This is a genomic window from Streptomyces sp. YIM S03343, from assembly GCF_054729195.1.
In genome coordinates this window covers 5,242,886-5,266,251 of the sequence record NZ_JBPUKX010000001.1, presented here as the reverse complement: position 1 = coordinate 5,266,251, position 23,366 = coordinate 5,242,886, and the positions used below count along the sequence as shown (strand labels likewise).

General features: G+C 69.1%; 22 protein-coding genes and 2 pseudogenes. 11 read left to right on the top strand and 13 right to left on the bottom strand.

Going from position 1 to position 23,366, the window contains the following annotated elements; translation table 11 throughout:
* The first annotated feature begins 27 nt into the window (after window positions 1–27).
* From ACSYGN_RS23005 to ACSYGN_RS22980, 6 genes and pseudogenes are all read left to right on the top strand, one after another.
* On the top strand, window positions 28–966 hold the full coding sequence (locus ACSYGN_RS23005) for an ABC-three component system protein (RefSeq protein ID WP_460398546.1): 939 nt from the start codon (window positions 28–30) through the stop codon (window positions 964–966).
* A 1-nt stretch (window position 967) separates the two neighbouring features.
* Window positions 968–1,237 carry an ABC-three component system middle component 6 gene (locus tag ACSYGN_RS23000; RefSeq protein ID WP_155058470.1) on the top strand — a complete coding sequence of 90 codons (270 nt, stop codon included), beginning with the start codon at window positions 968–970 and terminating at the stop codon, window positions 1,235–1,237.
* Window positions 1,215–2,957 carry an ABC-three component system protein gene (locus ACSYGN_RS22995; RefSeq protein WP_460398544.1) on the top strand — a complete coding sequence of 581 codons (1,743 nt, stop codon included), beginning with the start codon at window positions 1,215–1,217 and terminating at the stop codon, window positions 2,955–2,957. Before ACSYGN_RS23000 ends, ACSYGN_RS22995 begins: the two co-directional genes overlap by 23 nt.
* Before the next feature lie 254 nt (window positions 2,958–3,211).
* Window positions 3,212–4,000 (top strand): SDR family oxidoreductase, encoded by a 789-nt coding sequence (locus ACSYGN_RS22990; RefSeq protein ID WP_460398542.1) that lies wholly within the window; start codon window positions 3,212–3,214, stop codon window positions 3,998–4,000.
* Window positions 4,001–4,078: 78 nt separating this feature from the next.
* Window positions 4,079–5,269, top strand: a complete 1,191-nt coding sequence (locus tag ACSYGN_RS22985; protein WP_460398540.1) for an RNA-guided endonuclease InsQ/TnpB family protein — start codon at window positions 4,079–4,081, stop codon at window positions 5,267–5,269.
* 42 nt (window positions 5,270–5,311) lie between these two features.
* A pseudogene (locus tag ACSYGN_RS22980) lies at window positions 5,312–5,795 on the top strand (Na+:solute symporter); the annotation flags it as partial.
* A 19-nt stretch (window positions 5,796–5,814) separates the two neighbouring features.
* On the opposite strand, the gene ACSYGN_RS22975 reads toward ACSYGN_RS22980, so the two are convergent.
* From ACSYGN_RS22975 to ACSYGN_RS22955, 5 genes are all read right to left on the bottom strand, one after another.
* Window positions 5,815–6,543, bottom strand: coding sequence for a DUF4232 domain-containing protein (locus ACSYGN_RS22975; RefSeq protein WP_460398538.1), 729 nt, complete (start codon window positions 6,541–6,543; stop codon window positions 5,815–5,817).
* Between the two features lie 201 nt (window positions 6,544–6,744).
* Complete coding sequence (locus ACSYGN_RS22970) at window positions 6,745–7,860, bottom strand: ADP-ribosylglycohydrolase family protein (RefSeq protein ID WP_460398536.1); 1,116 nt, start codon at window positions 7,858–7,860, stop codon at window positions 6,745–6,747.
* Between the two features lie 191 nt (window positions 7,861–8,051).
* Complete coding sequence (locus ACSYGN_RS22965) at window positions 8,052–8,243, bottom strand: hypothetical protein (protein WP_460398534.1); 192 nt, start codon at window positions 8,241–8,243, stop codon at window positions 8,052–8,054.
* A gap of 66 nt (window positions 8,244–8,309) precedes the next feature.
* On the bottom strand, window positions 8,310–8,657 hold the full coding sequence (locus tag ACSYGN_RS22960) for a hypothetical protein (RefSeq protein ID WP_460398532.1): 348 nt from the start codon (window positions 8,655–8,657) through the stop codon (window positions 8,310–8,312).
* Window positions 8,658–8,993: 336 nt separating this feature from the next.
* Window positions 8,994–10,187, bottom strand: a complete 1,194-nt coding sequence (locus ACSYGN_RS22955) for an acyltransferase family protein (RefSeq protein WP_460398530.1) — start codon at window positions 10,185–10,187, stop codon at window positions 8,994–8,996.
* Between the two features lie 365 nt (window positions 10,188–10,552).
* Between ACSYGN_RS22955 and ACSYGN_RS22950 the strand changes: the two genes are divergently transcribed.
* Window positions 10,553–11,365 carry a helix-turn-helix domain-containing protein gene (locus tag ACSYGN_RS22950; protein ID WP_460398528.1) on the top strand — a complete coding sequence of 271 codons (813 nt, stop codon included), beginning with the start codon at window positions 10,553–10,555 and terminating at the stop codon, window positions 11,363–11,365.
* Complete coding sequence (locus tag ACSYGN_RS22945) at window positions 11,362–11,553, top strand: DUF397 domain-containing protein (protein ID WP_460398526.1); 192 nt, start codon at window positions 11,362–11,364, stop codon at window positions 11,551–11,553. The genes ACSYGN_RS22950 and ACSYGN_RS22945 overlap by 4 nt, the downstream gene beginning before the upstream one ends.
* A gap of 12 nt (window positions 11,554–11,565) precedes the next feature.
* Here the strand turns inward: ACSYGN_RS22945 and ACSYGN_RS22940 are convergent, their stop codons facing one another.
* From ACSYGN_RS22940 to ACSYGN_RS22930, 3 genes are all read right to left on the bottom strand, one after another.
* Complete coding sequence (locus tag ACSYGN_RS22940) at window positions 11,566–12,141, bottom strand: hypothetical protein (RefSeq protein ID WP_460398524.1); 576 nt, start codon at window positions 12,139–12,141, stop codon at window positions 11,566–11,568.
* 121 nt (window positions 12,142–12,262) lie between these two features.
* Complete coding sequence (locus ACSYGN_RS22935) at window positions 12,263–14,851, bottom strand: bifunctional FO biosynthesis protein CofGH (protein WP_460398522.1); 2,589 nt, start codon at window positions 14,849–14,851, stop codon at window positions 12,263–12,265.
* Window positions 14,852–14,957: 106 nt separating this feature from the next.
* Entirely contained in the window at window positions 14,958–15,221 is a 264-nt protein-coding gene (locus ACSYGN_RS22930; protein ID WP_460398520.1) for a hypothetical protein, read from the bottom strand.
* Between the two features lie 210 nt (window positions 15,222–15,431).
* Here ACSYGN_RS22930 and ACSYGN_RS22925 point away from each other — a divergent pair, with 210 nt between their 5' ends.
* Both ACSYGN_RS22925 and ACSYGN_RS22920 read left to right on the top strand, forming a co-directional pair.
* Window positions 15,432–16,988 carry a CehA/McbA family metallohydrolase gene (locus tag ACSYGN_RS22925; protein WP_460398518.1) on the top strand — a complete coding sequence of 519 codons (1,557 nt, stop codon included), beginning with the start codon at window positions 15,432–15,434 and terminating at the stop codon, window positions 16,986–16,988.
* A gap of 101 nt (window positions 16,989–17,089) precedes the next feature.
* Complete coding sequence (locus tag ACSYGN_RS22920) at window positions 17,090–17,494, top strand: nitroreductase/quinone reductase family protein (protein WP_460398516.1); 405 nt, start codon at window positions 17,090–17,092, stop codon at window positions 17,492–17,494.
* Between the two features lie 32 nt (window positions 17,495–17,526).
* Here the strand turns inward: ACSYGN_RS22920 and ACSYGN_RS22915 are convergent, their stop codons facing one another.
* The 5 genes and pseudogenes from ACSYGN_RS22915 to ACSYGN_RS22895 form a co-directional block, all read right to left on the bottom strand.
* A complete protein-coding gene (locus tag ACSYGN_RS22915; protein WP_460398514.1) occupies window positions 17,527–19,017 on the bottom strand; it encodes an aldehyde dehydrogenase family protein in 1,491 nt (496 codons plus the stop codon).
* Window positions 19,014–20,747, bottom strand: coding sequence for an N-acyl-D-amino-acid deacylase family protein (locus tag ACSYGN_RS22910; protein WP_460398512.1), 1,734 nt, complete (start codon window positions 20,745–20,747; stop codon window positions 19,014–19,016). The genes ACSYGN_RS22915 and ACSYGN_RS22910 overlap by 4 nt, the downstream gene beginning before the upstream one ends.
* A gap of 17 nt (window positions 20,748–20,764) precedes the next feature.
* A complete protein-coding gene (locus tag ACSYGN_RS22905) occupies window positions 20,765–21,883 on the bottom strand; it encodes an LLM class flavin-dependent oxidoreductase (RefSeq protein WP_460398510.1) in 1,119 nt (372 codons plus the stop codon).
* Between the two features lie 244 nt (window positions 21,884–22,127).
* Window positions 22,128–22,433 (bottom strand): hypothetical protein, encoded by a 306-nt coding sequence (locus ACSYGN_RS22900; protein WP_460398508.1) that lies wholly within the window; start codon window positions 22,431–22,433, stop codon window positions 22,128–22,130.
* 95 nt (window positions 22,434–22,528) lie between these two features.
* Window positions 22,529–22,647, bottom strand: a pseudogene (locus tag ACSYGN_RS22895) (short-chain dehydrogenase); the annotation flags it as partial.
* Window positions 22,648–22,817: 170 nt separating this feature from the next.
* Between ACSYGN_RS22895 and ACSYGN_RS22890 the strand changes: the two are divergent.
* Complete coding sequence (locus ACSYGN_RS22890; protein WP_460398506.1) at window positions 22,818–23,021, top strand: hypothetical protein; 204 nt, start codon at window positions 22,818–22,820, stop codon at window positions 23,019–23,021.
* Window positions 23,022–23,366: the final 345 nt, after the last annotated feature.

Genomic DNA, 23,366 nt, shown 5'->3' with positions numbered 1-23,366 from the left:
TCTCAACCCAGAGGGTCTACGGGGGACATGGACTTCACCCAGCGCATCTTCGCGTACCTGAAATTTCAGCAGTTGCTCACGGATCTGCACGGCGAGCCGTTCGAGGAGTTCTTCCACCGACTCATGGGGGCACTGCATCCCGACTACGTACCGGTCCGCACCCACGGCAACCTCGGCGACATGGGCGCCGACGGCCTGCTCCTCTTCGATCGCACGCTCCACGCCTGCTACGCCCCGGAGACACACGACGTCTCTGCGCTCCGGTCCAAGCTGCACTCCGATCTGGACAAGGCGCTGGCCAAGCGCAACGGCCACTTCGATACCTTCGCGTTCGTCTACAACGATGCTCGGGGCGGCGTCCATCCGCAGGTCAGCGTGGTGCTGTCCGAGACACAGGAGCAGATCAGACCGCTGCGGATGGCGGTGCGCGGCAAGCAGTGGCTCTGGCAGGAGTTCATGCGGCTCGACCAGGCCACGGCAGAAGACCTTCTCGGCTGCCCGATCCCGATCGACGACCGGACCTACGGCATCGGGCTGGCGGACCTCGAACCACTGCTGAGGCAGTTGCGACAACGCAGGGAGACGGCCGAGCCGCTGGCCGAGGTGCTTGTCGTCAATCAGCACAAGATCGAATACAACCGCCTGTCCGACGATGTACGAGAGACACTCGTCAAAGCGCTGCGGCACAGCTACCTGGTCGACGAGTACTACGACGGGATCACCCGGGTGGACGAACACGACTTGGTGGCCCGCGGGTTCCGGATCTACTTCGACCAGCTGCGGAAAACAACGTCCGACGCGGAGGAGCTGTGGCTCGGACTGGAGAAATATGTGGTGGGCAACGCACGAGTCACTCACCGCGCCACATGGGCGGCAGCCGTCGTCATCGCGCACTTCTTCGAGCGCTGTGACGTCTTCGACGTGCCGCCGTCCGGCTGGGCGCCGACGACCACCGGGGAGATGTGAGGTGCTCACCCCGACGAAGGGAATCGCACCCGACCGCGCGTTGCTGGCCGTCGGTGCGCAGATTCTTCTCGCGCTCGACCAGCCTCTCACCGTGAGCCAGGCCTGGGCGCGCTTCAAGGAGCAGCGTGCGCGGCTCGGCCATCACTCCCCGGTCTCGTTCGAGTGGTTCGTACTCGGCCTGGACATCCTGTACGCGCTCGGCACGGTTGAGCTGCGGCGGGATCTGCTCGTACCGACAAGGAGCGAGGATGCTGCGCCGACTCTCCGCTGACCACGGTTCCTTCCGTACGGCCACATTCGGTCCGGGAATCAACATCCTGGTCGCCGACACGACCGAGACCTCGCGCGAGACCGACAGCCGCAACGGCACGGGGAAGTCCAGCCTCGTTGAGCTGCTGCACTTCCTCCTCGGAGCCAACGCGGGCAAGAAGAGCCTCACGTCCCGCCGTCCGCTCCAGAACATCACGTTCGCCCTGACCCTGGACTGGCCCGGCGGCGGGCAGGTGACCGTGCAGCGCAAGGGCAGCGATCCGGGTTTCGTACGGCTCGACCCCGACGTCCGGCACGACTCCGGCAGCCTTTTCGACGTCGCCGGCCCGGCAGTGATCCCAACCGCGGAATGGAACCGGCTCGTCGAGCAGGCTCTCTTCGGCCTGGGCCCGGACCATTCGGGGATCTCCGGCCGGACAATGCTGTCCTTCCTGGTCCGGCGCATCGCGGCCAAAGCATTCAACGACGCGGTCAAAACCTTCCCGCAGCAGTCGGAGGCCGAGGCCACGGCCAACCTCGCCTATCTGCTCGGACTCGACTGGCGGCTCGCCGCCGAATTCCGCGAGCTCGCAGCGCGGGAATCGACCCGGCGACAGCTGAGAAAAGCCGTGGACGACCCGGTGTGGGGACGCATCGTCGGCAGCGTGGCGGATCTGCGCGGGCAGATCGCTCTGGCCGAGAACGAGGTGAGCCGCCTCAAGGAGCAGATCCGCTCCTTCCGGGTCGTACCGGCTTACGAGGAGCTTAAGAACCGGGCGGACGACATCAACCGCCGGATCCGAGCCATCCCCAATGAGGACATCACGGACCGGCGCAATCTGGAGGATCTCCAGAGGTCCGTGTCGGAGGCCACCGATCCCGACACCAGCTACCTGGAGCGGGTGTACCAGGAGCTCGGGGTCACACTCGGTCAGCAGGTGCGCCAACGATTCGACGCCGTACAGGCGTTTCACGCCTCGGTCGTCCGGAACCGCCGGCGCTACCTCATGGACGAGATGAACGCCATTCAGCAGCGCCTGGAAGCCCGCCGGCGGGAACGGGAACAGCTCGGCGAGGAACTGGCTTCCGTACTCAAAGCCCTTGATGAGGGCGGCGCCCTGGAGGCTCTGACCGCCCTTCAGCAGGCGCTGGCCCAGAAGCAGGCATCCGTCGACGCGCTCCAACACCGGTACGAGGCAGCCCAGGCGTTGGAGAGCAGCGCCCGGCAGATCACGGCGAAACGGGCGGAGCTGCAGGAAGCCATGGCCACCGACCTCGACGAACGGCAGGCCCAGACGCGGGAGGCCATCTTGCTGTTCGCCGAGTACGCCCGCAGGCTCTATGGGCCCGAGCACGCGGCCTACCTTGCGATTCAGTCCGGAACGAACGCCCTCAAGATCACGCCGTTCATCGACCGGGGTGACAGCCGGGGCATCGGCAACATGGTGATCTTCTGTCTCGACCTCACAGTCGCGGTCATCGCCCGCCGCCATGGACGCGGCCCCGACTTCCTGGTCCACGACAGCCATCTCTTCGACGGCGTCGACGACCGGCAGATCGCCGCCGCGCTCACGTTGGCGGCCGAGGTCGCCGAGGAGGAGGACATGCAGTACGTCGTCAGCCTCAACTCCGACGACCTTTCCAAGGCGGTCCAGCGCGGATTCAGCGTCGAGGACCGCATCGTCGACCCACGGCTGACGGATGCGAGCGAGGAGGGCGGTCTCTTCGGTTTCCGATTCTGACGGTTCTGAACCGCTCCGGCCGACAGGAGCCCTGCCGCCGGGACCAGTTCCAGCAAGGACTCGTAGATCGATCCCAGCTCCTCCGTGTCCAAGTGGCGGCAGTCGACCGTATGCCACCGGCGCGCGCTTCTTCCGTCCTCGTCGGTCGCGGTCCGTCCCCTTCCGTCTTCCTCCGGACGCCCATACTCTGACGCTCCGTCAGATGATGCGCCAGAGGCGGGACTGGGAAAGCACGCCGGATCGGGAGGGCTGCGATGTCACTGCTCACCGGAAAGACCGTGGTCGTGTCGGGAGTCGGGGCCGGCCTGGGGCACCGGGTCGCCGCCGCTGTCGTACGGGACGGGGGGAACGCGGTGCTCGGGGCGCGGACGGAGGCGAACCTCGCGAAGAGCGCAGCGGACATCGACCCGGACGGGACGCGGACGGCGTATCTGGCCACCGACATCACCGACGAGGCGCGCTGCGAGGCGCTGGCCGCGGTGGCGCGGGAGCGGTTCGGCCGGATCGACGCGGTGGTGCATGTGGCGGCCTGGGACTCGTACTTCGGCGGCCTCGAGGACGCCGACTTCACGACCTGGCAGTCGGTCGTCGATGTGAACCTGCTCGGCTCGCTGCGGATGACTCGGGCCTGTCTTCCGGCGCTGAAGGAGGCGGGCGGCGGGTCGGTGGTGTTCATCGGGACGCAGTCGTCCGTGGCCGCGCCCTCGCAGGTGCGGCAGGCGGCGTACGCGGCGTCGAAGGGGGCGCTGACCAGCGCGATGTACTCGCTGGCGCGGGAGCTCGGGCCGTACCGGATCCGGGTCAACACGGTGTTGCCGGGCTGGATGTGGGGGCCGCCGGTGGAGGCGTACGTGCGGTTCACCGCGTACTCGGAGAAGGTGCCGGAGACGGACGTGCTGAAGCGGCTGACGGACCGGATGGCACTGCCGGAACTGGCGACGGACGGGGATGTGGCGGACGCGGCGATGTTCCTCTGCTCGGACCGGGCGCGGGCCATCACGGGGCAGTCACTGCTGGTCAACGCGGGGGAGCTGATGCGCTGAGCACTCACGGGGCGGGGCCGTCCAGGGGCGTTCCGGCCACCCAGAGCGTTCACAAGGAGATGTGATATTTTGTGAGATGTGACCACCGACGTGAAGCGGGCGTTCAAGTACCGCTTCCATCCGACCGATGCGCAGGCGGTCGAGCTGTCGCGCACGTTCGGGTGCGTCCGGAAGGTCTACAACCTGGCGCTCGCCGCCCGGACCGAGGCGTGGGCGCGGCAGGAGCGGGTCAACTACAACCAGACGTCGGCGATGCTGACGGCGTGGAAGAAGACCGGGGAACTGGCCTACCTCAACGAGGTCTCCTCCGTCCCGCTCCAGCAGGCCCTGCGGCACCTGCAAGCGGCGTTCACCGGCTTCTTCGGCAGGCGGGCGAAGTACCCGCGCTTCAAGAGCCGGAAGAAGTCCCGGAAGTCCGCCGAGTACACCACCAGCGCGTTCCGCTTCCGCGACGGGGAGCTGACCCTGGCGAAGATGGCGGACCCGCTGGACATCGTCTGGTCCCGCCCGCTGCCCGAGGGCGCGGAGCCGTCCACGGTGACCGTGTCCCAGGACGCGGCTGGCCGCTGGTTCGTCTCCCTGCTGTGCGAGGACCCTTCGGTCAGGCCGCTTCCCGCCACGAACACGGCGGTCGGTATCGACGTGGGCCTGGACCGCCTGCTGACTCTCTCCACCGGGGAGAAGATCGCCAACCCCCGGCACGAGCGCCGCGACCGCACCCGGCTCGCCCGCGCTCAGCGGGAGCTGTCCCGCAAGCAGAAGGGCTCGGCGAACCGGGAGAAGGCGTGCCGGAAGGTGGCGCGTGTGCATGCGCGGATCACCGACCGAAGGCGCGATCATCTGCACAAGCTGACCACTCGACTCGTGCGTGAGAACCAAACGCTCGTGATCGAGGACCTGACCGTGCGCAACATGGTCAGGAACCGGAGTCTCGCCCGCGCCATCAGCGACGCGGCGTGGTCGGAGTTCCGGAGCATGCTGGAGTACAAGGCCGCCTGGTACGGGCGGGAAGTGATCGCGGTCGACCGCTTCTTCCCCTCCTCCAGACTGTGCTCCCACTGCGGCGCGCTCGCCGGGAAGATGCCGCTGCATGTGCGCACCTGGACGTGCCAGTGCGGCATGGTCCACGACCGGGACGTGAACGCGGCGAACAACCTTTTGGCCGCCGGGCTGGCGGTGTCGGCCTGTGGAGCCGGTGTAAGACCTCAACGGAGAACTCCGGGCGGGCAGTCGGCGACGAAGCAGGAAACCCTACGGCGCAAGCCGTAGGAACCCCCTCGTTCACGAGGGGGAGGAAGTCAACAAGCTCTTCGAGTACACGGCACCCGCTCCGGCCTGATCGCCGGACGCGTCACGACCGTCGCCTTCCTCGGCTTCTCGATGGCGGTGGCGACGCAGGTCAACTCCCCCACGTTCAAGGACATCATCACCGTCGTCATCAAGTGGGTGGCGGGGCTGATGGGCCCGATAGCGATCCCGTTCATCCTGGGCCTGCTCCGCCCGTTCCGCCGCTCAGGCCCCACGGCGGCCCTCACGAGCTGGGCCTGCGGCCTCCTGGCCTTCTTCTTCGTCAACTACCACCTGGACTTCTCCCAGCGCACGGATGTGAAGCTGGAGTACCAGGTGTCCGTACCGATGGCGATCTCCCTGGTCCTCTACATCCTGATCGGCCTGATCCGCCCGGAGGACACCCCGGAACGGGTGGGCCCTGATCGAGAAGATCAACACGGACGACAACGGGGCGGCCGCCGCCATGCCGTCACGAGAGGGCACGGCAGCGGCCTCGCTGGACTAGGAGTACCTCTGGCGGACGGTCAGTTGGCGGTCCCGAAGACGGGACCGATGTAGGTACCGGGGTGGGTGGCGCCGTCCTGGAGCTGGACGGCGATGCTCGGCCAGGGCCAGGCGAGGGTGGCCGTGGCGGTGGTGTCGGGCGGGGTGACCTTCACGTTGGCCACCTTGAACGGCTTCTGCTCCGATGCCGTGGAGTTCGGCGAGACCGGGACGAACGTCAGGTCGGCCATGGTCGCGGTCCCGGGCTTGAGACTGATCTTCGCCGCCGTCGCCTTCTGCCACATCAGACTCCAGCTCTTGCCGGAGCTGTCCACCAGATCGACCCCGGGGTGCCCCTGAACGGTGCAGGTGCGCTTGCCGACATTGGTGAAGAGAAGGGTCGCCTGCGTCTGGCCGGCCTTGGGGTCCGGGTCGGCGTCGGTGCCGTGGACGATCGACGGCTTCAACTCCGCACCCGTGCATGCCGTCTTTCCGGCGGACTTGGCACCGGCTGCGCCCGGAGAGGACACGACGACATCACTGCCCTTGGAGGACGTCCCGGAACCCGAAGTACCGGAGGAGGCGGAGGCGGTTCCCTTGCCCGGGGAGGCCGTGTTGTCCGACTTCGAGGCCGAATTGCTGGACGTCGAGTTCGCTTTGCTGGACGTCGAGTCCGAGCCCGCCGAACAGGCGGTCGCGACCAGAGCCATGGTGGCGGTGGCAAGGACAAGTGCCGAAGTGCCGGCGACACGGGCGAGCTTGACGTTCATGATGGTGGTCCCCCTTGATTGCTGACCCCGCATCCGGACTTGTCCTCTGCGGGGAAGACGGCTTGCACGCAATGAGAGGGCCCGCCGGGTGGGCCGGTTGCCGTCGGCACTGTCACAGGCGCGCAACAGGGGGCAGGTGACGCTCGCAGCACCGACGCGCGGTAGGGGCCGGGAACGACTTGAGCGCGACGCGCTACCCGGCTAGCCCCGGGGATAGCGGGCAAGCCAGGCCGGGGCGGCTCCCGCCGGGTTGTGGAGGGCCGGGCCCTGTGTCATCTCCATGGCGAAGTCGTCGGCGAGTTCGAGGATCGTGGGGCGGCCCTCCAGTTCGGCCAGCCAGGCCGGCGGGAGGGCCGTCTCGCCGTGCAGGGCGCCGAGCAGTCCGCCGGTGAGGGCTCCGACGGCTCCGGATGGGCCGCCCTGGTTCACGGCGAGGCAGAGGCCGTGCCGTACGTCCTCCCCGACCAGCGCACAGTAGACGGCAGCCGACAGCACCCCCTCCGCCGTCCCCTCCCCGGTCAGCGCCTCGACTCTCGCCGGTGTGGGCATGCCCTGCCGTACGGCGCCGAGGGCGTACTGAAGGGCGTCGGAGACGGGCTGATGCCCCGGCCGTACGGCGAGGAGTGCGAGGGTGCGCTGTATGGCGCCGTCGAGACCGTCGCCGCGGGCGAGGGAGTGGATGATGACGGCGTAGGCGCCCGCGGAGAGATACCCGACGGGGTGCCCATGACTCTGCACGGCGCACTCGGCGGCCAGTTGGACAACCAGTTGCGGCTCCCAGCCCACCAGCAGCCCGAACGGCGCCGACCGCGCCGCCGCTTCCGGCCCCGCCCCGGCCGGGTCCTTCGGGTTCTCGAAGGTGCCCATCTTCTCGTCGCCGAAGCCGAGGAGGAGGGCGCGGGTGGGGTCGCGGCGGACGTAGAGCCACTCCTCCCTGGCCAGCCAGCCGTCCTCGGCGCGGCGCTCGTCGGGGCCCCAGTCCCGCTGGGTGACGGCCCAGCGCAGATACGCGCGGTGCAGATCGGTGGGCGGATGCCAGGCGCCGGTGTCGCGGCGGACCTGGGCGCGTATGAGGCCGTCGACGGTGAAGAGGGTGAGCTGGGTGAGATGGGTGACGGCGCCACGTCGGCCGTGGGCGGGGGCGAGGTCGGCGAGGCCGTCGTCGCCGTACGCCTCGCGGATCTCGGGAACCGCAAGCCGGTCGACCGGGGTGCCGAGCGCGTCACCGACGGCGGCGCCGAGGAGGGTGCCGCGCACCCGGCTGCGGAAGTCCTGCTGCTCGGCACGGCCCCAGACGGCACCGGCTGTCGCACTCACCTTGGCCTCCTGACGCCACCCGCACGACGCACGACACTCCCGACTCCCAGCACTGTAAACGACCGTGAACGGTCACTCATGGGCTGGTTCGGTATGCGGGATGTGCCCGGCTAGGGCGGAAGTGACCAGAGGTAGCCGGAAGTGGTCGAATTTAGGCTCGGCCAGAAAGAGGCGGCGCCAGCGTGGGCAGGTCAGCCGTACCAGGTGACGTTGCAGACGTAGACGCACGCATGGCGCGGCACTGGCAAGAAGCTGATGAACCCGCGACCACCGAGGATGTCGAACTCGCGCAGCCCGCCCTCCCGGTCGAGCGGCCTGCCCACCTTCACGGAATCATGGCCGAGCGCCGCCAGCTCCTGGGCGATCCGCTCCACTTCGGCCACGACCCCGGGCGGCAGCCCACCCCGCCACGTACTCGGCGCTCGGGTTGTAGTCCCAGGCCCAGTCCGTCACAGGCCTGCCTCCGCCTCGGCTGCCTCTCTTATCGCCCGGATCTCGGCAACGGCATCGACCGGGTCCTGCTCGCCCGCATCGACGATGAGCTCCAGCTCTCGCAGCCGGGCAGCGCGTTCGGGGTGCCGCTCGATGGCCACGAACACGGCCCAGGAGTGCACAAACGCCCGCAGGGGCGCCAGGCTCTGGGTCTGCTGAGCATTCGTCGTGGCCTCGAAGAGGTGCTGTGTGAGGGCCGGTATCCGGCTCGGGGCGATCCGCATGACCGCCGCGCGCAGGGCGTCCGGCGTGAGCTCGGGCATGGGAATCAGCGGTCCGTACGGGCCGTCGGTCTGGGCGCTCACGGTGACCTCCGGTGCGAGTGGCTCGGTCCTCGTACGGTACCGGTGCCACCGGCGGTACGACGGAGCGGCGGCGCTGGTCATCGGGTGCCACAGCCGGAACGGCCGGACGCAGTGCGCAAGGGCGCACTGGTCTGCAGGTCAATCATCGGGAAGCTTTCCTCTTCCTCGGTGATCAGGCCCTCGCACCGGGATACCAGTCCCAGCGGGGGCCGATGCATGTGTGAGGCTGTACGAGGCCGACGCTGCACCATGGACGATCCTGTGCGCCAGCCGATTCGACAATGTTCACCCCCGCGAGTGATCATCCGCGGCGGCGCGAATTAGCGCCTCACGCCATCACCGATCACCGTGAACAAGATTGTCCGAATGCCCGGCGGGGGCCTCTCCCCGATCCACACCCAAGTGTCGCGAAGGCCAAGCCTCTGCAGATGCAGGGCTGTCCGTTCCCGCATGCTCGTGTGGCAGGCCGACGTACTCCGGAGCACGCAGCGCTTTCCTGTTCTTTCTCGTCAGACCGCGCGTCAGCCACTGTCGTGCCGGCGTCTCGAACCTGTCCGTCAGGACGAGGCCCCCTGCGACCAGCATCGCCGTGAACACAAATCCACCCCATGGGGAAAAAACTTCCAGCCGCTGTCCGGAGAAACGCAGAACGAAAGCGTAAAAAAGGGCTCCCAGCGGGCGATGCAGCACATAAACACAGTAGGACGCTTTGCCCAATGATTCGTAGACGCCCTGAGTACCGGACCGCGGCTCGCTCCTCGCGCCAAGCAGGACGACAAGCGGGAACACCAGCAGTACAGACAGAAGCTGCCAGATCAAACCGGGCCTGAAGAATGCCATGACCGGGAGTACACACATCAGCACCACGGGGGGAATTCGAGGCGTACGCAACCTGTCTCGCAGCCGGTAGATCAACAGTCCGGCGGTGAAGGAGAAGCCCACCCGTGCGAGTCCCCCGGGAAAAGTGGCCCACGTCAGCCCCAACGCAGCGGTCTGCCAGTGCATCAACGCCCATGAATAGAGCGTGCCCCACACCAGAACCGCACCGGAGAGGACTCTGACGGACTGAAGCGGGCGCCAGAAGACCGCCCACACCAGATTCGCCAGAAGTTCAAAGAAGATCGACCACATCGGCCCATTGAAGGGAAACGCCTCCGTCAGTGGCGCGGGCAGCATGAACAGGGCAAACGGTAGGGCAATGAACAGGTCACTCCAGGTCCACTCCGCCGTGGGTGAATCATAGAGAATGCACATCGCCTGGTGCGCGACGCCCAAGAGGAACCCCACGACGTAGAGCGGGTACAGGCGCACCCAGCGTTTCCGAAGGAAGGTAAGCGGGGTCATCCCGTGACGGAAACGATCTTCATAGGCGTAAGCAAGCACAAAGCCGCTCAGTACGAAGAAGAGATCGACAGCCAAGCCCAGAAACTCAGGCATGTGCCCAAACAGCCGCGGGGAGTGCAGGGCGACGATACAGAGGGCCGCAACACCACGAATCCCGTGGAGAGTTCGGTAGTTGTTGACTGACATGCGCTCGCCACTCCCAGGAAAGTCGCCTGACGCTCTCGCATTTTGCAACGGCGGCGGCCACTTTAGCCCTGGCCGACAGCCCTTTATCGGTGACTGGCCGCCGGATGTGGAGACGCATACGCGAGAGGGCGGCGCGGGAGCGCTTCCGCTTTCAGCGGGGCGCCTGCAATCGCACCTTTTTGCGAGTGACGTACGGGTGCACCGTGAACGGATGCCCGAGAAGGGTGACCTGGGAGTTGCTTCTGTTGACTCGCGTCACTTAGTGCGACCTCTCTCCCTACGGTGACCCACAGCGCACCTGAACCGTGCGCAATCAGCCAATTGCGTGACTGGTTCTTGCGGTTCACACACAAGGGAGGAAGCGCATGGAGGACGAAGAGGCCGAGGCCGTACTCAGGACGGTCGCACGGCAGATCAAGTTGTGGCGCGAGGCCGCCGGGATGACGCAGACGGAGCTGGGCGATGTCATCGGGTACAGCTCTGACCTGGTCTCGGCGGTGGAACGCATGTGTCGGACCCCTAAGCCGGACTTCCTGGACCGGGTCGACGAGGCGGTCGGGGCGGGCGGGAAGGTCTCGGCGATGAAGGAGGACGTGGAGAAGGCGCGCTATCCGAAGAAGGTCCGGGACCTGGCACACCTGGAGAACGAGTCCGCGGAGCTCGGCGCCTATACGGCTCTCCACGTCCACGGTCTGTTGAAGACCCCGGCGTACGCGCAGGCGCTGTACGAGGTCCGGCGTCCCGCGTACACGGAGGAGGAGATCGAACGGCTTGTCGCCGCGCGCATGGCGCGGAAGTCGGTCTTCGAGAAGGTGCCCCGCACCGTACTCAGCTTCGTCCAGGAAGAGGCAAGCCTCCGACGGCCCTTCGGAGGCAGAATGGTGCTGCGCCAACAGCTCGAACACCTGCTGGACATCGGCAAGTTGCGGCATGTGTCGATCCAGGTGATGCCGACGGAACGGGAGGACCACGCAGGCATCGAGGGATCGATCCGGCTGCTGAAACTGCGAAGCGGCAAGACGCTGGCGCACACGGAAGGGCAGCTCTACAGCCGAGTAATCAGCGATCCCCGGGACGTCCAGATCATGGAGATGCGCTATGGCATGATCCGGGCGCAGGCTCTTCCACCAAGAGAGTCCATGGACTTCATCGAGAAATTGCTTGGAGAGCAGACATGACTTCAACGCTCGTGTGGTTCAAGAGCAGCTACAGCGGCAACGACGGCCCTGATTGCGTCGAGATCGCGATAGCCCCCGCCCCCGCCGACACCACCGTCCACGTCCGTGACTCCAAGGACAAGAACGGCGCCCGGCTCGCCTTCTCCGACGTCTCCTGGACCGAGTTCCTCACCCTCGCCCGGCGCTGAACGCCCCGCCGTTTACTTGACGACCGTCACCTTCGTAGCCGTCGTTCCGAAGGTCCACAGCGCTGTGCCGTCGGCCTTGTGCATGCGGATGCCGCTGGTCTGCTTGCCGGCGGCTACGGGGGGCGGGGAGGAGCCGTCGACCGCGTTGGAGAAGGCGACCGACAGGCCCGACTTGGCCGCGAAGTACAGGATGTGTTCGATCTGTACGCCGTCGGAGCCCTTGTTCGAGGCCAGGCGGCTCGATATCGAGTAGCTGCCCGGATCCGGGCTGACCGTCCCCGGCCACACGGTGAATGTACGCGTCGCCTTGTCGCTCGCGTCGATCAGCCATACCCGCTTCTGCCCGAGCGAGTAGACGACCCTGCGGCCGGTGCCCGACGCGGCCGGGACCGTCTGGGCCTCCTCGGACGGCTTCGGGGATGCCGAAGGGTGGGCGCTCGCCGTGGCGGAGGCGCTGGGGTGGGCCTTCGGGGCCGCCGCCGTGGGGTGCGGCCCGGCGTTGGCCTGTACGGCCAGGACGACCACCGCGGCCGTGGCCCCCGCGGTCAGCCCGGTGACCCAGGCCCACGAGGGAATTCGGGCAGGCACGGGAACGTATCTCCTCCGCGAGTGAAGCCCTCCTCCATGAGAGGGGTCGAATCATCGTACTGGGCGTGCGGGGGCTCCCCGATCCATGCTCGGCCCCAGCCTTCGGCCCCCGCGCCCAACCTCAGTCCAGCACCGGCAGCAGTTCCGGCAGGTGGCCGTCCGACGCCTCCGCCGCCCGCCGGCGTTCCTCCGGGACCTCGCCGTAGAGCGTCGTACGGGGGCGGGTCGGGCGGGAGAGGGAGTCCGCGATCGCGATCAGGTCCCGTACCGACTTGTACGAGCCGTACGACGACCCCGCCATCCGCGAGATCGTCTCCTCCATCAGCGTGCCGCCCAGGTCGTTCGCACCGGAGCGCAGCATCTCCGCCGCACCCTCCGCACCGAGTTTGACCCAGCTTGTCTGGATGTTCGGGATGTGGGGGTGGAGGAGGAGCCGGGACATCGCCGTCACCGCGCGGTTGTCCCGTGCCGTCGGGCCCGGGCGGGAGATGCCCGCCAGGTACACCGGGGCGTTGGTGTGGATGAAGGGGAGCGTCACGAACTCCGTGAAGCCGCCCGTCTGCTGCTGGATGCGGGCCAGGGTGCGGAGGTGGGCCAGCCAGTGGCGGGGCTGGTCGACGTGGCCGTACATCATCGTCGAGCTGGAACGGATGCCCAACTCGTGCGCCGTGGTGATCACTTCGATCCACGTCGACGTCGGGAGTTTGCCCTTCGTCAGGATCCAGCGGACCTCGTCGTCCAGGATCTCCGCCGCCGTGCCGGGGATGGTGTCCAGGCCCGACTCCTTGGCCTGCGTCAGCCAGTCGCGGATCGACAGGCCGGTGCGGGTCGCGCCGTTCACCACCTCCATCGGGGAGAAGGCGTGCACGTGTATCCCGGGGACCCGGTCCTTCACCGCCCGCGCGATGTCGAAGTACGCCGTGCCGGGCAGGTCCGGGTGGATGCCGCCCTGCATGCAGACCTCCACCGCGCCCACGTCCCACGCCTGCTGGGCGCGCTCGGCGACCTGCTCCAGCGAGAGCGAGTACGCGTCCGCGTCCGTGCGGCGCTGGGCGAAGGCGCAGAAGCGGCAGCCGGTGTAGCAGACGTTGGTGAAGTTGATGTTCCGGGTGACGATGTACGTCACGGTGTCACCGACCACGGACCTGCGGACGTCGTCCGCGATGCGGCACAGGGCGTCCAGCGCCGGGCCGTCGGCGTGCAGCAGCGCCAGCGCCTCCGCGTCGGTGAGCTTCGTCGGGTCGTCGGCCGCCGTGGCCAACGCCTGTCGTACGTCCGCGTCCACGCGCTCCGGTGCCATGCCGGGGGCCGCCGCCTCGCGCAGGGCGTCCCAGTCGCCGTAGACCTCGTCGAAGTCGTCGCGGCGGTCGGTGGTGCGGCCGGTCGTGTCGATGGTGGCGTGGAGGTCGGTGCGGCCGGTCGCCGCCGTGAAGCTCTCCTCCGGTTCCTGCCACGCAATGCCCTCCGGGACGGCCTCCTGGCGTGCCAGGCCCGTCGACGGGTCCGCGAGCGCGGTCACGTGGGGCAGCAGCCTCGGGTCCAGCCAGGGCTCGCCGCGTCGGACGAACTCCGGGTACACACAGAGCCGTTCGCGCAGTTCGAAGCCCTCGGCGGCGGAGCGGTCCGCCAACTCCTCGATCTGCGGCCACGGGCGTTCCGGGTTGACGTGGTCGATGGTCAGCGGGGACACCCCGCCCCAGTCGTCGATTCCGGCGCGGATCAGGCGGCCGTATTCGGAGTCGACCAGGTTGGGGGGTGCCTGGAGGCAGGCCGACGGGCCCATGATGTGCCGGGCGACGGCCACCGTGGCGACCAGGTCGTCGAGTTCCGCGTCCGGCATGCCGCGCATCGCCGTGTCGGGCTTGGCGCGGAAGTTCTGGATGATCAGTTCCTGGATGCCGTGGTGCGCACGGGCGATCCTGCGCAGGGCGAACAGGGAGTCGGCGCGCTCCTCGTACGTCTCGCCGATGCCGATCAGGATGCCGGAGGTGAAGGGGACGGAGGAGCGGCCCGCGTCCTCCAGTACCCGCAGCCGTACGGCGGGTTCCTTGTCCGGGGAGCCGTGGTGCGGGCCGCCGGGCTCGGACCAGAGGCGGGTGGCTGTCGTCTCCAGCATCATGCCCATCGAGGGGGCCACGGGCTTGAGGCGCTGGAAGTCGGTCCAGGTCAGGACGCCCGGGTTGAGGTGGGGCAGCAGCCCGGTCTCCTCCAGGATGCGGATCGCGATCGCGCGGACGTACGCGATGGTGTCGTCGTAGCCGTGCGCGTCGAGCCACTCGCGCGCCTCGGGCCAGCGGTCCTCGGGCTTGTCGCCGAGGGTGATCAGGGCTTCCTTGCAGCCGAGGGCGGCGCCCTTGCGGGCGATGTCCAGCACCTCGTCCGGCGACATGAACATGCCGTGCCCGTCACGGCGCAGCTTGCCGGGGACGGTGACGAAGGTGCAGTAGTGGCACTTGTCGCGGCAGAGGCGGGTGAGGGGGATGAAGACGCTCTTCGAGTACGTGATGACACCGGGCCGGCCTGTCGCCGCGAGGCCCGCGTCCCGCACCCGGGCGGCGGATGCGGAGAGGTCGTCCAGCTCCGCACCGCGCGTCTGCAACAGCACGGCCGCCTCGGCGACGTCGAGCGCGACGCCGTCCCGGGCTCGCTTGAGGGCGCGACGCATGGAGTTCTCGGTGGGTCCGGTTCCGGGGGTCGCGGAAGTCGTCATTCTTTGAGCATACGTTCGAGCTGGTCAGCGCATGCCTGTGCGCGCGGGGCGGTTGCCCGCTCGGTGTCCTTGACACCGTTGAACCCGTTGAACCGTTGACGCCGTTTCACGGAGCGGGTACCTCGCCGTGGTCCTCGTCGGGCAGTCGGCGTGTCAGCCGCGCGGTCAGTCCGGGGTCCGCGAGGATGCGTGCCGTCGCCCGCCACTCGGTGACCACCCGGTGAAGGCCGGGCCGGCGATCCGGTCCGGCAGAGGCGGAGGCCTCGGCCAGATCGGCCGTGAACTGCCGCTTCTCGTCCGCCGACAGGTGCCGGGCCCAGGGGAAGAGGGCGGGCAGCAGTTCCGAGAACGAGACCGTGGATGTCGGCATGTCCTCACGCTACTGCGGGACGGGTTCGGGGCCTCGGTTCACCGGCGTGCGGCGCGCCCTCTACGCCCCTGAAACCGCCCCGCGAGACACCCCCGGCCCCCCGCCCGCCCGGAAGTCGCAAGCCCCGGATTCCCTTCATGTACACGGCAGTTCACGCGTCGCGGACAGAGTTTCCGTGACCACTCACGACGACACTCGGGGAGCGGCAGCATGTGCGAGGACGGGCACGAGCCGGGGTTCGGCAGGCGCAGTCTGTTCGTGACGGGGGCCGCCGTCGCGCTTACGTTGGGGAGTGTGAGTTTCGCCGGCGGTGCGCGGGCCGCGGACGGTGGGCAGGAGAGCCGTACCGTGCGCGGCAGTCTTCCCGCCGGGTCGCCCGACTTCGTGTACGTCCCGGTCGAAGTGCCCTCCGGGGTGCGGGAGATCAGGGTCGCGTACACGTACGCCAAGCCGTCCGTCCCGGCCGGGACCCCCGGCAACGCCCTCGACATCGGGATCTTCGACCAGCACGGCACCGAGCTGGGCGGGAAGGGGTTCCGGGGGTGGTCGGGCGGGGCCCGGGCCGAGTTCTTCATCCGGGGCGATGACGCCACCCCTGGGTACATCCCGGGGCCGGTCGGGGAAGGGACCTGGCACATCGCCCTCGGGCCCTACACCGTCGCCCCTCAGAGGCTCGACTACGAGATCACCATCACCCTCGCCTACGGGGAGCCGGGGACGGCCGTGCCGCCCGTCTATCCGCCCGAGCGGGCCAAGGGGCGCGGGCGGGACTGGTACCGGGGCGACTGCCATCTGCACTCCTGGTACTCCGACGGCCGCCGCACCCCCGCCGAGATCGCCGCGCTCGCCCGTGCCGCGGGGCTGGACTTCATCAACACCTCCGAGCACAACACCCACGCCTCCCATCCCCACTGGGCCGACCTCGCCGGTGACGATCTGCTGATCATGCTCGGGGAAGAGGTCACCACCCGGAACGGGCACGTCGTCGCCCTCGGCACCGACCCCGGCACCTTCATCGACTGGCGTTACCGCGCCCGCGACAACCGCTTCGGCCGTTTCGCCCGCCGTATCCGCGCCGCCGGCGGTCTCGTCGTACCCGCCCATCCGCACGCCACCTGTATCGGCTGCTCCTGGAAGTTCGGGTTCGGCGAGGCGGACGCCGTCGAGGTGTGGAACGGGCCCTACACGCCCGACGACGAGGTGGCGCTGGCCGCCTGGGACGCCCAGCTCGTGGCCTCCGTCCGCGAGGGACGCGAGGGACGGGAGGGACGGGAGGGACGGGAAGGACGGGCCTGGCTGCCCGCCATGGGCAGCAGTGACGCCCATCGGGATCCCGATGCCGTCGGGCTGCCTCAGACCGTCGTGCTCGCCGATGATCTGACCCGCCAGGCCGTTCAGGCCGGTATCCGCGCGGGGCGCTCCTATGTCGCCGAGTCGAAGAATGTCGTTCTGTCCTTCACCGCCAGTGGGGGGCGGGGGCAGCAGGCCGGGATCGGGGCGCGGCTGGAGGCCGGGGCGGACACCCCCGTCACCGTGCGCGTCGAGGCCTCCGGTGCGCCGCGGTGCAGCATCCGGATCGTCACCGACCAGGGGGTTCTTGTCACCGGCGATCCGCTGCCGGTGGCCGGTTCCGGGGTGCTGGAGTGGCGTACCACCCCCTCCTACGCCGCCTACGTGCGCGCGGAACTGCGACACGAGACGGCCGCCGGGCCGGTGCCGGGGGCGCTGGCGGCGTTCACCAATCCGATCTTCCTCGGGCGCCCCTGAGGCACCGGTGCCTCACCGGCAAGACAACCGGCAGGCGACCGGCAGGCGACCGGCAGGCAGCCGCCATTGCCTCCGCCCCCCGCGCGCAGGACGCTGGAGCCATGGCCAGTTTCACGGACGTCAAGCACCGCACAGTCACCACCTTCCAGCGCCACGTCGTCAACCCGCTGACGCGCCGCCTCCCCCTCCAGACGCTCCTGGAGACCACCGGACGCACGTCCGGGCTGCCCCGCCGGACCCCGGTGGGCGGAAAGGTGGTCGGGGACACGTTCTGGATGGTGTCGGAGTTCGGGGAGCGGTCGCAGTACGTGCGTAACATCCGCGCCAATCCGAACGTACGGGTCCGGTTCCACGGCCGCTGGCACACCGGGACCGCGCATCCGCTGCCCGGCGACGATCCGCGCGAGCGGCTGCGCGGTCTGCCCCGGGGCAACAGCATGGCCGTCCGGGCGATGGGCGCCGAGCTGCTGACGGTGCGGGTGGACCTGGTCCGCGGGTCCTCCTGAACCGGCTGGAACCGGCGCCCCGTCCGGGGCTCTCAGCCCGGCCAGACCAGCGACTGGACCTCGCTGTAGGCGTGCAGGCCGTACGACCCGACGTCCCGCCCCACCCCGCTGCGTTTGAACCCCCCGAACGGCGCCTCCATGTTGCGGCCGACGGTGTTGATCCCGACACCGCCCGCCCGCAGCCGCCGCGCCACGCGGAACGCTCTCGCCACGTCACCGGACCAGACGTAGTCGATCAGGCCGTAGTCCGAGTCGTTGGCGAGGGCCACCGCCTCGTCCTCGTCCTCGACCGGGACGACCACGACCACCGGGCCGAAGATCTCCTCCCGGGCGACCCGCATGTCGTTGGTGCAGCCGGCGAGGAGCGTCGGGGCGACGTAGAAGCCCCGGTCGCACGGCGGGCGTTCGCCTCCCATCACTACCACCGCGCCTTCCTTGCGGCCTAGTTCGACGTACGACTCCACCCGCTCCCGGTGCGCGGATGAAATCACCGGGCCGACCGTGGTGTCCCTGGCCCTCGGGTCACCCACCGTCAGCCGCCCCGCATACCCGGCCAGCGCCTCCACCAGCCGTTCGTACACGCCCCGCCCGGCCAGCACCCGGGTCGGTGCCGTGCAGATCTGGCCGCTGTAGAAGGAGAACGTCGTGCCGATGCCCGACACCGCCGAGGCGAGGTCCGCGTCGTCCAAGACGATCGCCGCGCCCTTGCCGCCCAGTTCCATGAGCTGGCGTTTCATGTCCCGGGCGGCGGTCTCGGCGATACGCCGGCCCACCGCCGTGGAGCCGGTGAAGCTGACCATGTCCACGTCCGGCGAGTCCACTGCGGCCTCCCCGACCGCCACCGCACGCCCCGAGACGACGTTCACCACGCCCCTCGGCACCCCCGCCGCCTCCAGTGCCTCCGCCATCCGGTAGACCGACAGGGGGTCCTGCGGGGCCGGTTTGACCACCACCGTGTTGCCCATGGCGAGCGCCGGGGCGACCTTGCCCGCCGGGTTCGCCCACGGGTTGTTGTACGACGTGATGCAGGTGACCACGCCGACCGGCTGCCGTACGGCCAGCGCGCCGAAGACGCCCGAACGGCCCATCGGGCCCGCCTCGTTGATCTGCGGCTCGATGGGCCATTCGGCGGGTTCCACGCGGGCGTAGCGGCGGAAGCGGGCCGCGGCGACCCCGATCTGCATCGCCCGCGCCGTCGCCGTCGTCGCACCGGTCTCGGCCACCGCGAGGTGGGTGTACTCGGCGGCCCGGTCGCGGATGATCCCGGCGGCCCGTGCCAGCACCGCCGCGCGTTCCTCCGGCCGGGTGCGCGACCAGGGGCCCAGGGCCTCGCGGGCGGCGGCGCAGGCGGCGTAGACCTGCTCCCGCGAGGCCTCCGGGGCGGGGCCGACGGGCTCCTCGGTCGCCGGGTCGACGACGTCGTAGTGGCCACCGTCCGGCTCCACCCACTCACCGCCGATGAACAGCCGCTGGGCGCCGGCGGACGGCCGCTCAGCCGGTGGCAGCTCCTGCCCGCCGCTCACCTGGTGCTCACCGTCGCCGTGTCCCGGCCCGAGCGCAGCACCCGGCCGGGGACGGCGCCGGTGACCACGTCGTCCCGGATCGCGGCGACGCCGTTGACCCAGACCGCGCGCACGCCGAGCGCCTTGGAGTCCAGGCGCGGGCTGTCGCCCGGCAGGTCGTGCACCAGGGTGGCCTTGCCCGCGTCGATGCGCTCCGGGTCGAAGAGGACCAGGTCGGCGTGCCAGCCCTGCTGGATACGGCCGCGTTCGCGCAGGCCGAACAGCCGCGCCGGGTCGTCGGTGAGCATCTTCACCGCCTGCTCCAGGCCCATCAGCCTGCGGCCGCGCAGACAGTCGCCGAGGAAGCGGGTGGTGTACGGCGCCCCGCACATCCGGTCCAGATGGGCACCGGCGTCGGAGCCGCCGAGCATGACGTCCTCGTGCTGCCAGGTGTCGGCGCGCAGCGCCCAGGACGCCGGGTCGTTGTCGGTGGGCATGGGCCACAGGACCGTACGGAGATCGTCGGCGGCGCAGATCTCGACCAGGCAGGTGAAGGGGTCCTGGCCGCGCTCGGCCGCGATGTCGCCGACGACGCGGCCGGTCAGGCCGGTGTTCGCCGCGCTATAGGTGTCGCCGATGACGTACCGGGCGAAGTTGGTCAGCCGCCGGAAGACGCCCGCCTCCTTCGACTCGGCCCGCCGCAGCATCTCCGCACGGACCGCGGGGTCACTGAGCCGGGTGATCCGCTCGGTGACCGGCAGGCTGAGGATCTGCCCCCACCCGGGGATCAGATTCAGCGCGCAGAACGTACCGAGCGACATGTTCATCGGCGTGAGGATCGGCATGGTGAGCGCGACGATCCGGCCACCGGCCTTGCGGGCGCGTTCACTTGCGGTCAGCTGGCGCGGTACGCGCTCGGGGACCTGGGCGTCGACGGTGAGGACGTTCCAGTTCAGGGGGCGGCCCGCGGCGGCGCTCATCTCCACGAGCAGGTCGATCTCCGCGTCGCTGAACTGGTCGAGGCAGCCCGCGACGATCGCCTCGATCTGGGTGCCCTCGTGCTCCCCCACCGCCCGTGACAGGGCGAGGAGTTCGTCGGGGAGGGCGTGGCGGGAGGCGACCGGCCGGCCGTCGCCGTCGGAGTGGGTGCTCGACTGGGTGGTGGATAAGCCCCACGCCCCCGCGTCCATCGCCTCGTGGAACACGCGCAGCATCGCGTCGACTTGCTCGGCGGTGGGCTGCCCGCCGACCGCGTCCGGGCCCATCACATACCGGCGCAGGGCGCAATGCCCCACCATGAAGCCCGCGTTGACGGCGATCCGGCCCTCCAGGGCGTCCAGGTACTCGGCGAAGGAGTGCCAGTTCCAGGGCGCGCCGTCCTCCAGGGCGACCAGGGACATGCCCTCCACCTTGGACATCATCCGGCGGGTGTAGTCGGCGTCGGAGGGCCTCTCCGGGTTGAGGGGGGCGAGGGTGAAGCCGCAGTTCCCGGCGGCGACCGTGGTCACCCCGTGGTTGAGGGACGGGGTGGCGTACGGGTCCCAGAAGAGCTGGGCGTCGTAGTGGGTGTGGGGGTCGACGAAGCCGGGGGCGAGGACCATCCCGGTGGCGTCCTCGGCCGTGCGGGACTCCTCGGTGATCGTCGTCGCCACCGCGGCGATACGGCCGTCCCGTATCCCGACGTCGGCGACGCGCGCGGGCGCGCCCGTGCCGTCGACGACGGTGGCGCCCTTGATGAGGTGGTCGAGCATGACGGCCTCCGACCCCCTCACGCCGCTTGCCGGAACCGTGTCGTCCGATGGACGGGATCCGTGTCGATCTTCGGGATCACATGCTCGCCGATGAGGCGGATGGTCTGGAGCGTCTCCTCCTTGGGCACCCCGACCGGCAGGCCGAAGCTGAGCTGGTCGGCCCCCGCCTGCTCCCAGCGCTTGCACTGGCGCAGCACCTCGTCCGGGTCGCCGCAGATCAGCAGCTCCTCCTCGACGAGGAGTTCGACGAACTCGGGCGTGTACCGGGGCAGCGTCTCGGGCCAGACGGGGAAGCCCTCGGGGCGCGGGAAGGTGTCGTGGTAGCGGAAGACCAGGGAGGGGAGGTAGTGCAGTCCGCCGTTCACCGCGATGTCGATCGCCTCGTCGTGGGTGGGCGCGCAGATCGCGGTCGTCGTCACCATCACGTTGTCGTTGACGAAGTCGCCGACCGGTTCGGCGTTCACGATCGCCGTCTTGTACTGCTCCAGCACCCACTCCATGTCAGAGACCTTCTGGATGCTGAAACCGAGCACGCCGAGGCCCTTGCGGGCGGCCATGGCGTACGACGGGGGCGAACCGGCCGCGTACCACATCGCGGGGTGCGACTTGCCGTACGGCTTGGGCAGGATCTTGCGCGGGGGCAGCTGCCAGTGCTTGCCCTGGAAGCCCTCGTACTCGTCCTGGAGCCACATCTTGGGGAACTCGGCGATGGTCTCTTCCCAGATCTCCTTGGTGTGGTTCATGTCGGTGATGCCGGGGAGGAAGCCGAGGATCTCGTGCGAGCCGGCGCCGCGTCCGCTGCCGAACTCGAAACGGTTGCCGGTGAGATGGTCGAGCATGGCGACCTTCTCGGCAACCTTCACCGGGTGGTTGACCTGGGCCAGCGGGTTGAAGATGCCGGAGCCGAGGTGGATGCGCTCGGTGGCGTGGGCGAGATAGCCGAGGAAGACGTCGTTGGCGGAGAGGTGGGAGTACTCCTCCAGGAAGTGGTGCTCGGACGCCCAGGCGTACTTGAAGCCGGACCGGTCCGCCTGGATGACGTACTCGGTCTCCTCCATCAGCGCCTTGTGCTCGGCGAGCGGGTCGGTCTCGGCGCGCTTGCCCACATATCCCTGTACAAAGAGCCCGAATTCCAAGGAGGTTCACCGTCCCGAGGAGTCGCGGATGTTCTTCGCCGTCGCATATCGTTCATTGTTGTTTCTGACGGATCGTCAGATGTTGCCGCCGACTGTGGCACCGGCAGCATGGACCGTCAAGAGCCGACGCCCGCTCTCGCGTCTCAGGCCCGGTCGTCGCAGATCATCGGCTCGGGGTCTCGCTGGGCGGTCCAGGATCGGTCTGCTGGAGCCCATAACTTCTATGGCATTGTCCTGCAGGGCATCAAAGCGGGAACGAACCCGGGTGCCTGACCGCCAGGTTGGCCACCGCCACCACCAGGACCAGCAGCAGCCACCGGGCCTCTTTCAGCTGCGTACGGTCGCCCTTGCGCCAGTACCACACGCCACCGCCCAGCGCTGCCGCCCACGCCACCGCCAGAGCCGTCCACGCGGCCTTCACCAGACCCGCACCGCCCACGATCGACAGCACCGTCCCCGCGAGCCCGCAGCCCAGCGCCACAACCCACCAGCCGCTGCGCCACGGCGCTCCCCGGTCCTTCTTCGCACGCCCATGTTCCGGGATTCTCACGGTCGTTGACTCCTCAGGATGCTGTGGCTCGCACAACCTGGCCAGGAGAGGCAAGCGACCGCTGAACGACTGCATCAACATGATGTTGCAGGGGGTCACACCACCGACACCCCCGCCAGCCACCAGCGTCGATCACGAACGGCTGGCCGGTGATGTACGACGAGTCGTCGCAGGACAGGAACAGGGCGAGCCGGGCGACCTCCTCCGGGCGAGCGGCAGCCGTACCTCGACGGACTTGCCGCCGCCGTCGGCGTCGACCGGCATGCGGGTCGAGCCGCCTGCCTCGGCGGCCAGGGTCTCTACCAGCCACAGTCCCCGCCCGCCGATCTGGTCTGCGTCCACGGCCGCAGACGGCTTCGGCAGCGCCTGGTGCTGCGACGCCCGGTGGACGGCAAGGAGGTAAGGGCCGCCCACATCAAGCAGCTCATCCGGGGTGCCGCCATGCCGAACGTCACCCTGCAGGTCATGCCGACAGCCAAGGGCGCCCACATGGGCGAGGTGGCCTGCGTCGAGGTCGCCTTCGTCAACGGCGTGATCCCTGCGGGATTCGAAAGACGTCAGTTTCGGACATCGACACGCCGTGGCTGACGGCGTGTCGATGTCCGAAACTCGCAAGAAGCACCGACTACGTTGCGCCGGACGGGCTCGAACTCACCCGCGGGGTGGCCGCCGCCAGCGTGCGAAGCCGCACCTCGGGACAGCCTGGCACGGCGAAGCCACGGGCAGCCGGCAGCGGGCGGATCTCGTGGACGGCACGGGTGATCGTGCAGCGGTCCACGCCGTAGAGCACGGCCGGCGCCGCGTGTGGGAGTTGGAAGCGCAAGATGACCAAGCAGCGATGACGCGGTCGGTGAACACCGACTGGTGACGGGGTCCTGCTCCAGCCGCACGCATGCGGTCGTGGCCTCGGCGATCATGCAATCGCCCCTCGTC

Coding starts and splice junctions, on each gene's coding strand:
- ACSYGN_RS22920 (WP_460398516.1), top strand. CDS start 17,090: ATGGCCAGTTTCACGGACGTCAAGCACCGCACAGTCACCACCTTCCAG.
- ACSYGN_RS22950 (WP_460398528.1), top strand. CDS start 10,553: ATGGAGGACGAAGAGGCCGAGGCCGTACTCAGGACGGTCGCACGGCAG.
- ACSYGN_RS22955 (WP_460398530.1), bottom strand. CDS start 10,187: ATGTCAGTCAACAACTACCGAACTCTCCACGGGATTCGTGGTGTTGCG.
- ACSYGN_RS22990 (WP_460398542.1), top strand. CDS start 3,212: ATGTCACTGCTCACCGGAAAGACCGTGGTCGTGTCGGGAGTCGGGGCC.
- ACSYGN_RS22930 (WP_460398520.1), bottom strand. CDS start 15,221: ATGCCGACATCCACGGTCTCGTTCTCGGAACTGCTGCCCGCCCTCTTC.
- ACSYGN_RS23005 (WP_460398546.1), top strand. CDS start 28: ATGGACTTCACCCAGCGCATCTTCGCGTACCTGAAATTTCAGCAGTTG.
- ACSYGN_RS22910 (WP_460398512.1), bottom strand. CDS start 20,747: ATGCTCGACCACCTCATCAAGGGCGCCACCGTCGTCGACGGCACGGGC.
- ACSYGN_RS22995 (WP_460398544.1), top strand. CDS start 1,215: ATGCTGCGCCGACTCTCCGCTGACCACGGTTCCTTCCGTACGGCCACA.
- ACSYGN_RS22935 (WP_460398522.1), bottom strand. CDS start 14,851: ATGACGACTTCCGCGACCCCCGGAACCGGACCCACCGAGAACTCCATG.
- ACSYGN_RS22945 (WP_460398526.1), top strand. CDS start 11,362: ATGACTTCAACGCTCGTGTGGTTCAAGAGCAGCTACAGCGGCAACGAC.
- ACSYGN_RS22975 (WP_460398538.1), bottom strand. CDS start 6,543: ATGAACGTCAAGCTCGCCCGTGTCGCCGGCACTTCGGCACTTGTCCTT.
- ACSYGN_RS22925 (WP_460398518.1), top strand. CDS start 15,432: ATGTGCGAGGACGGGCACGAGCCGGGGTTCGGCAGGCGCAGTCTGTTC.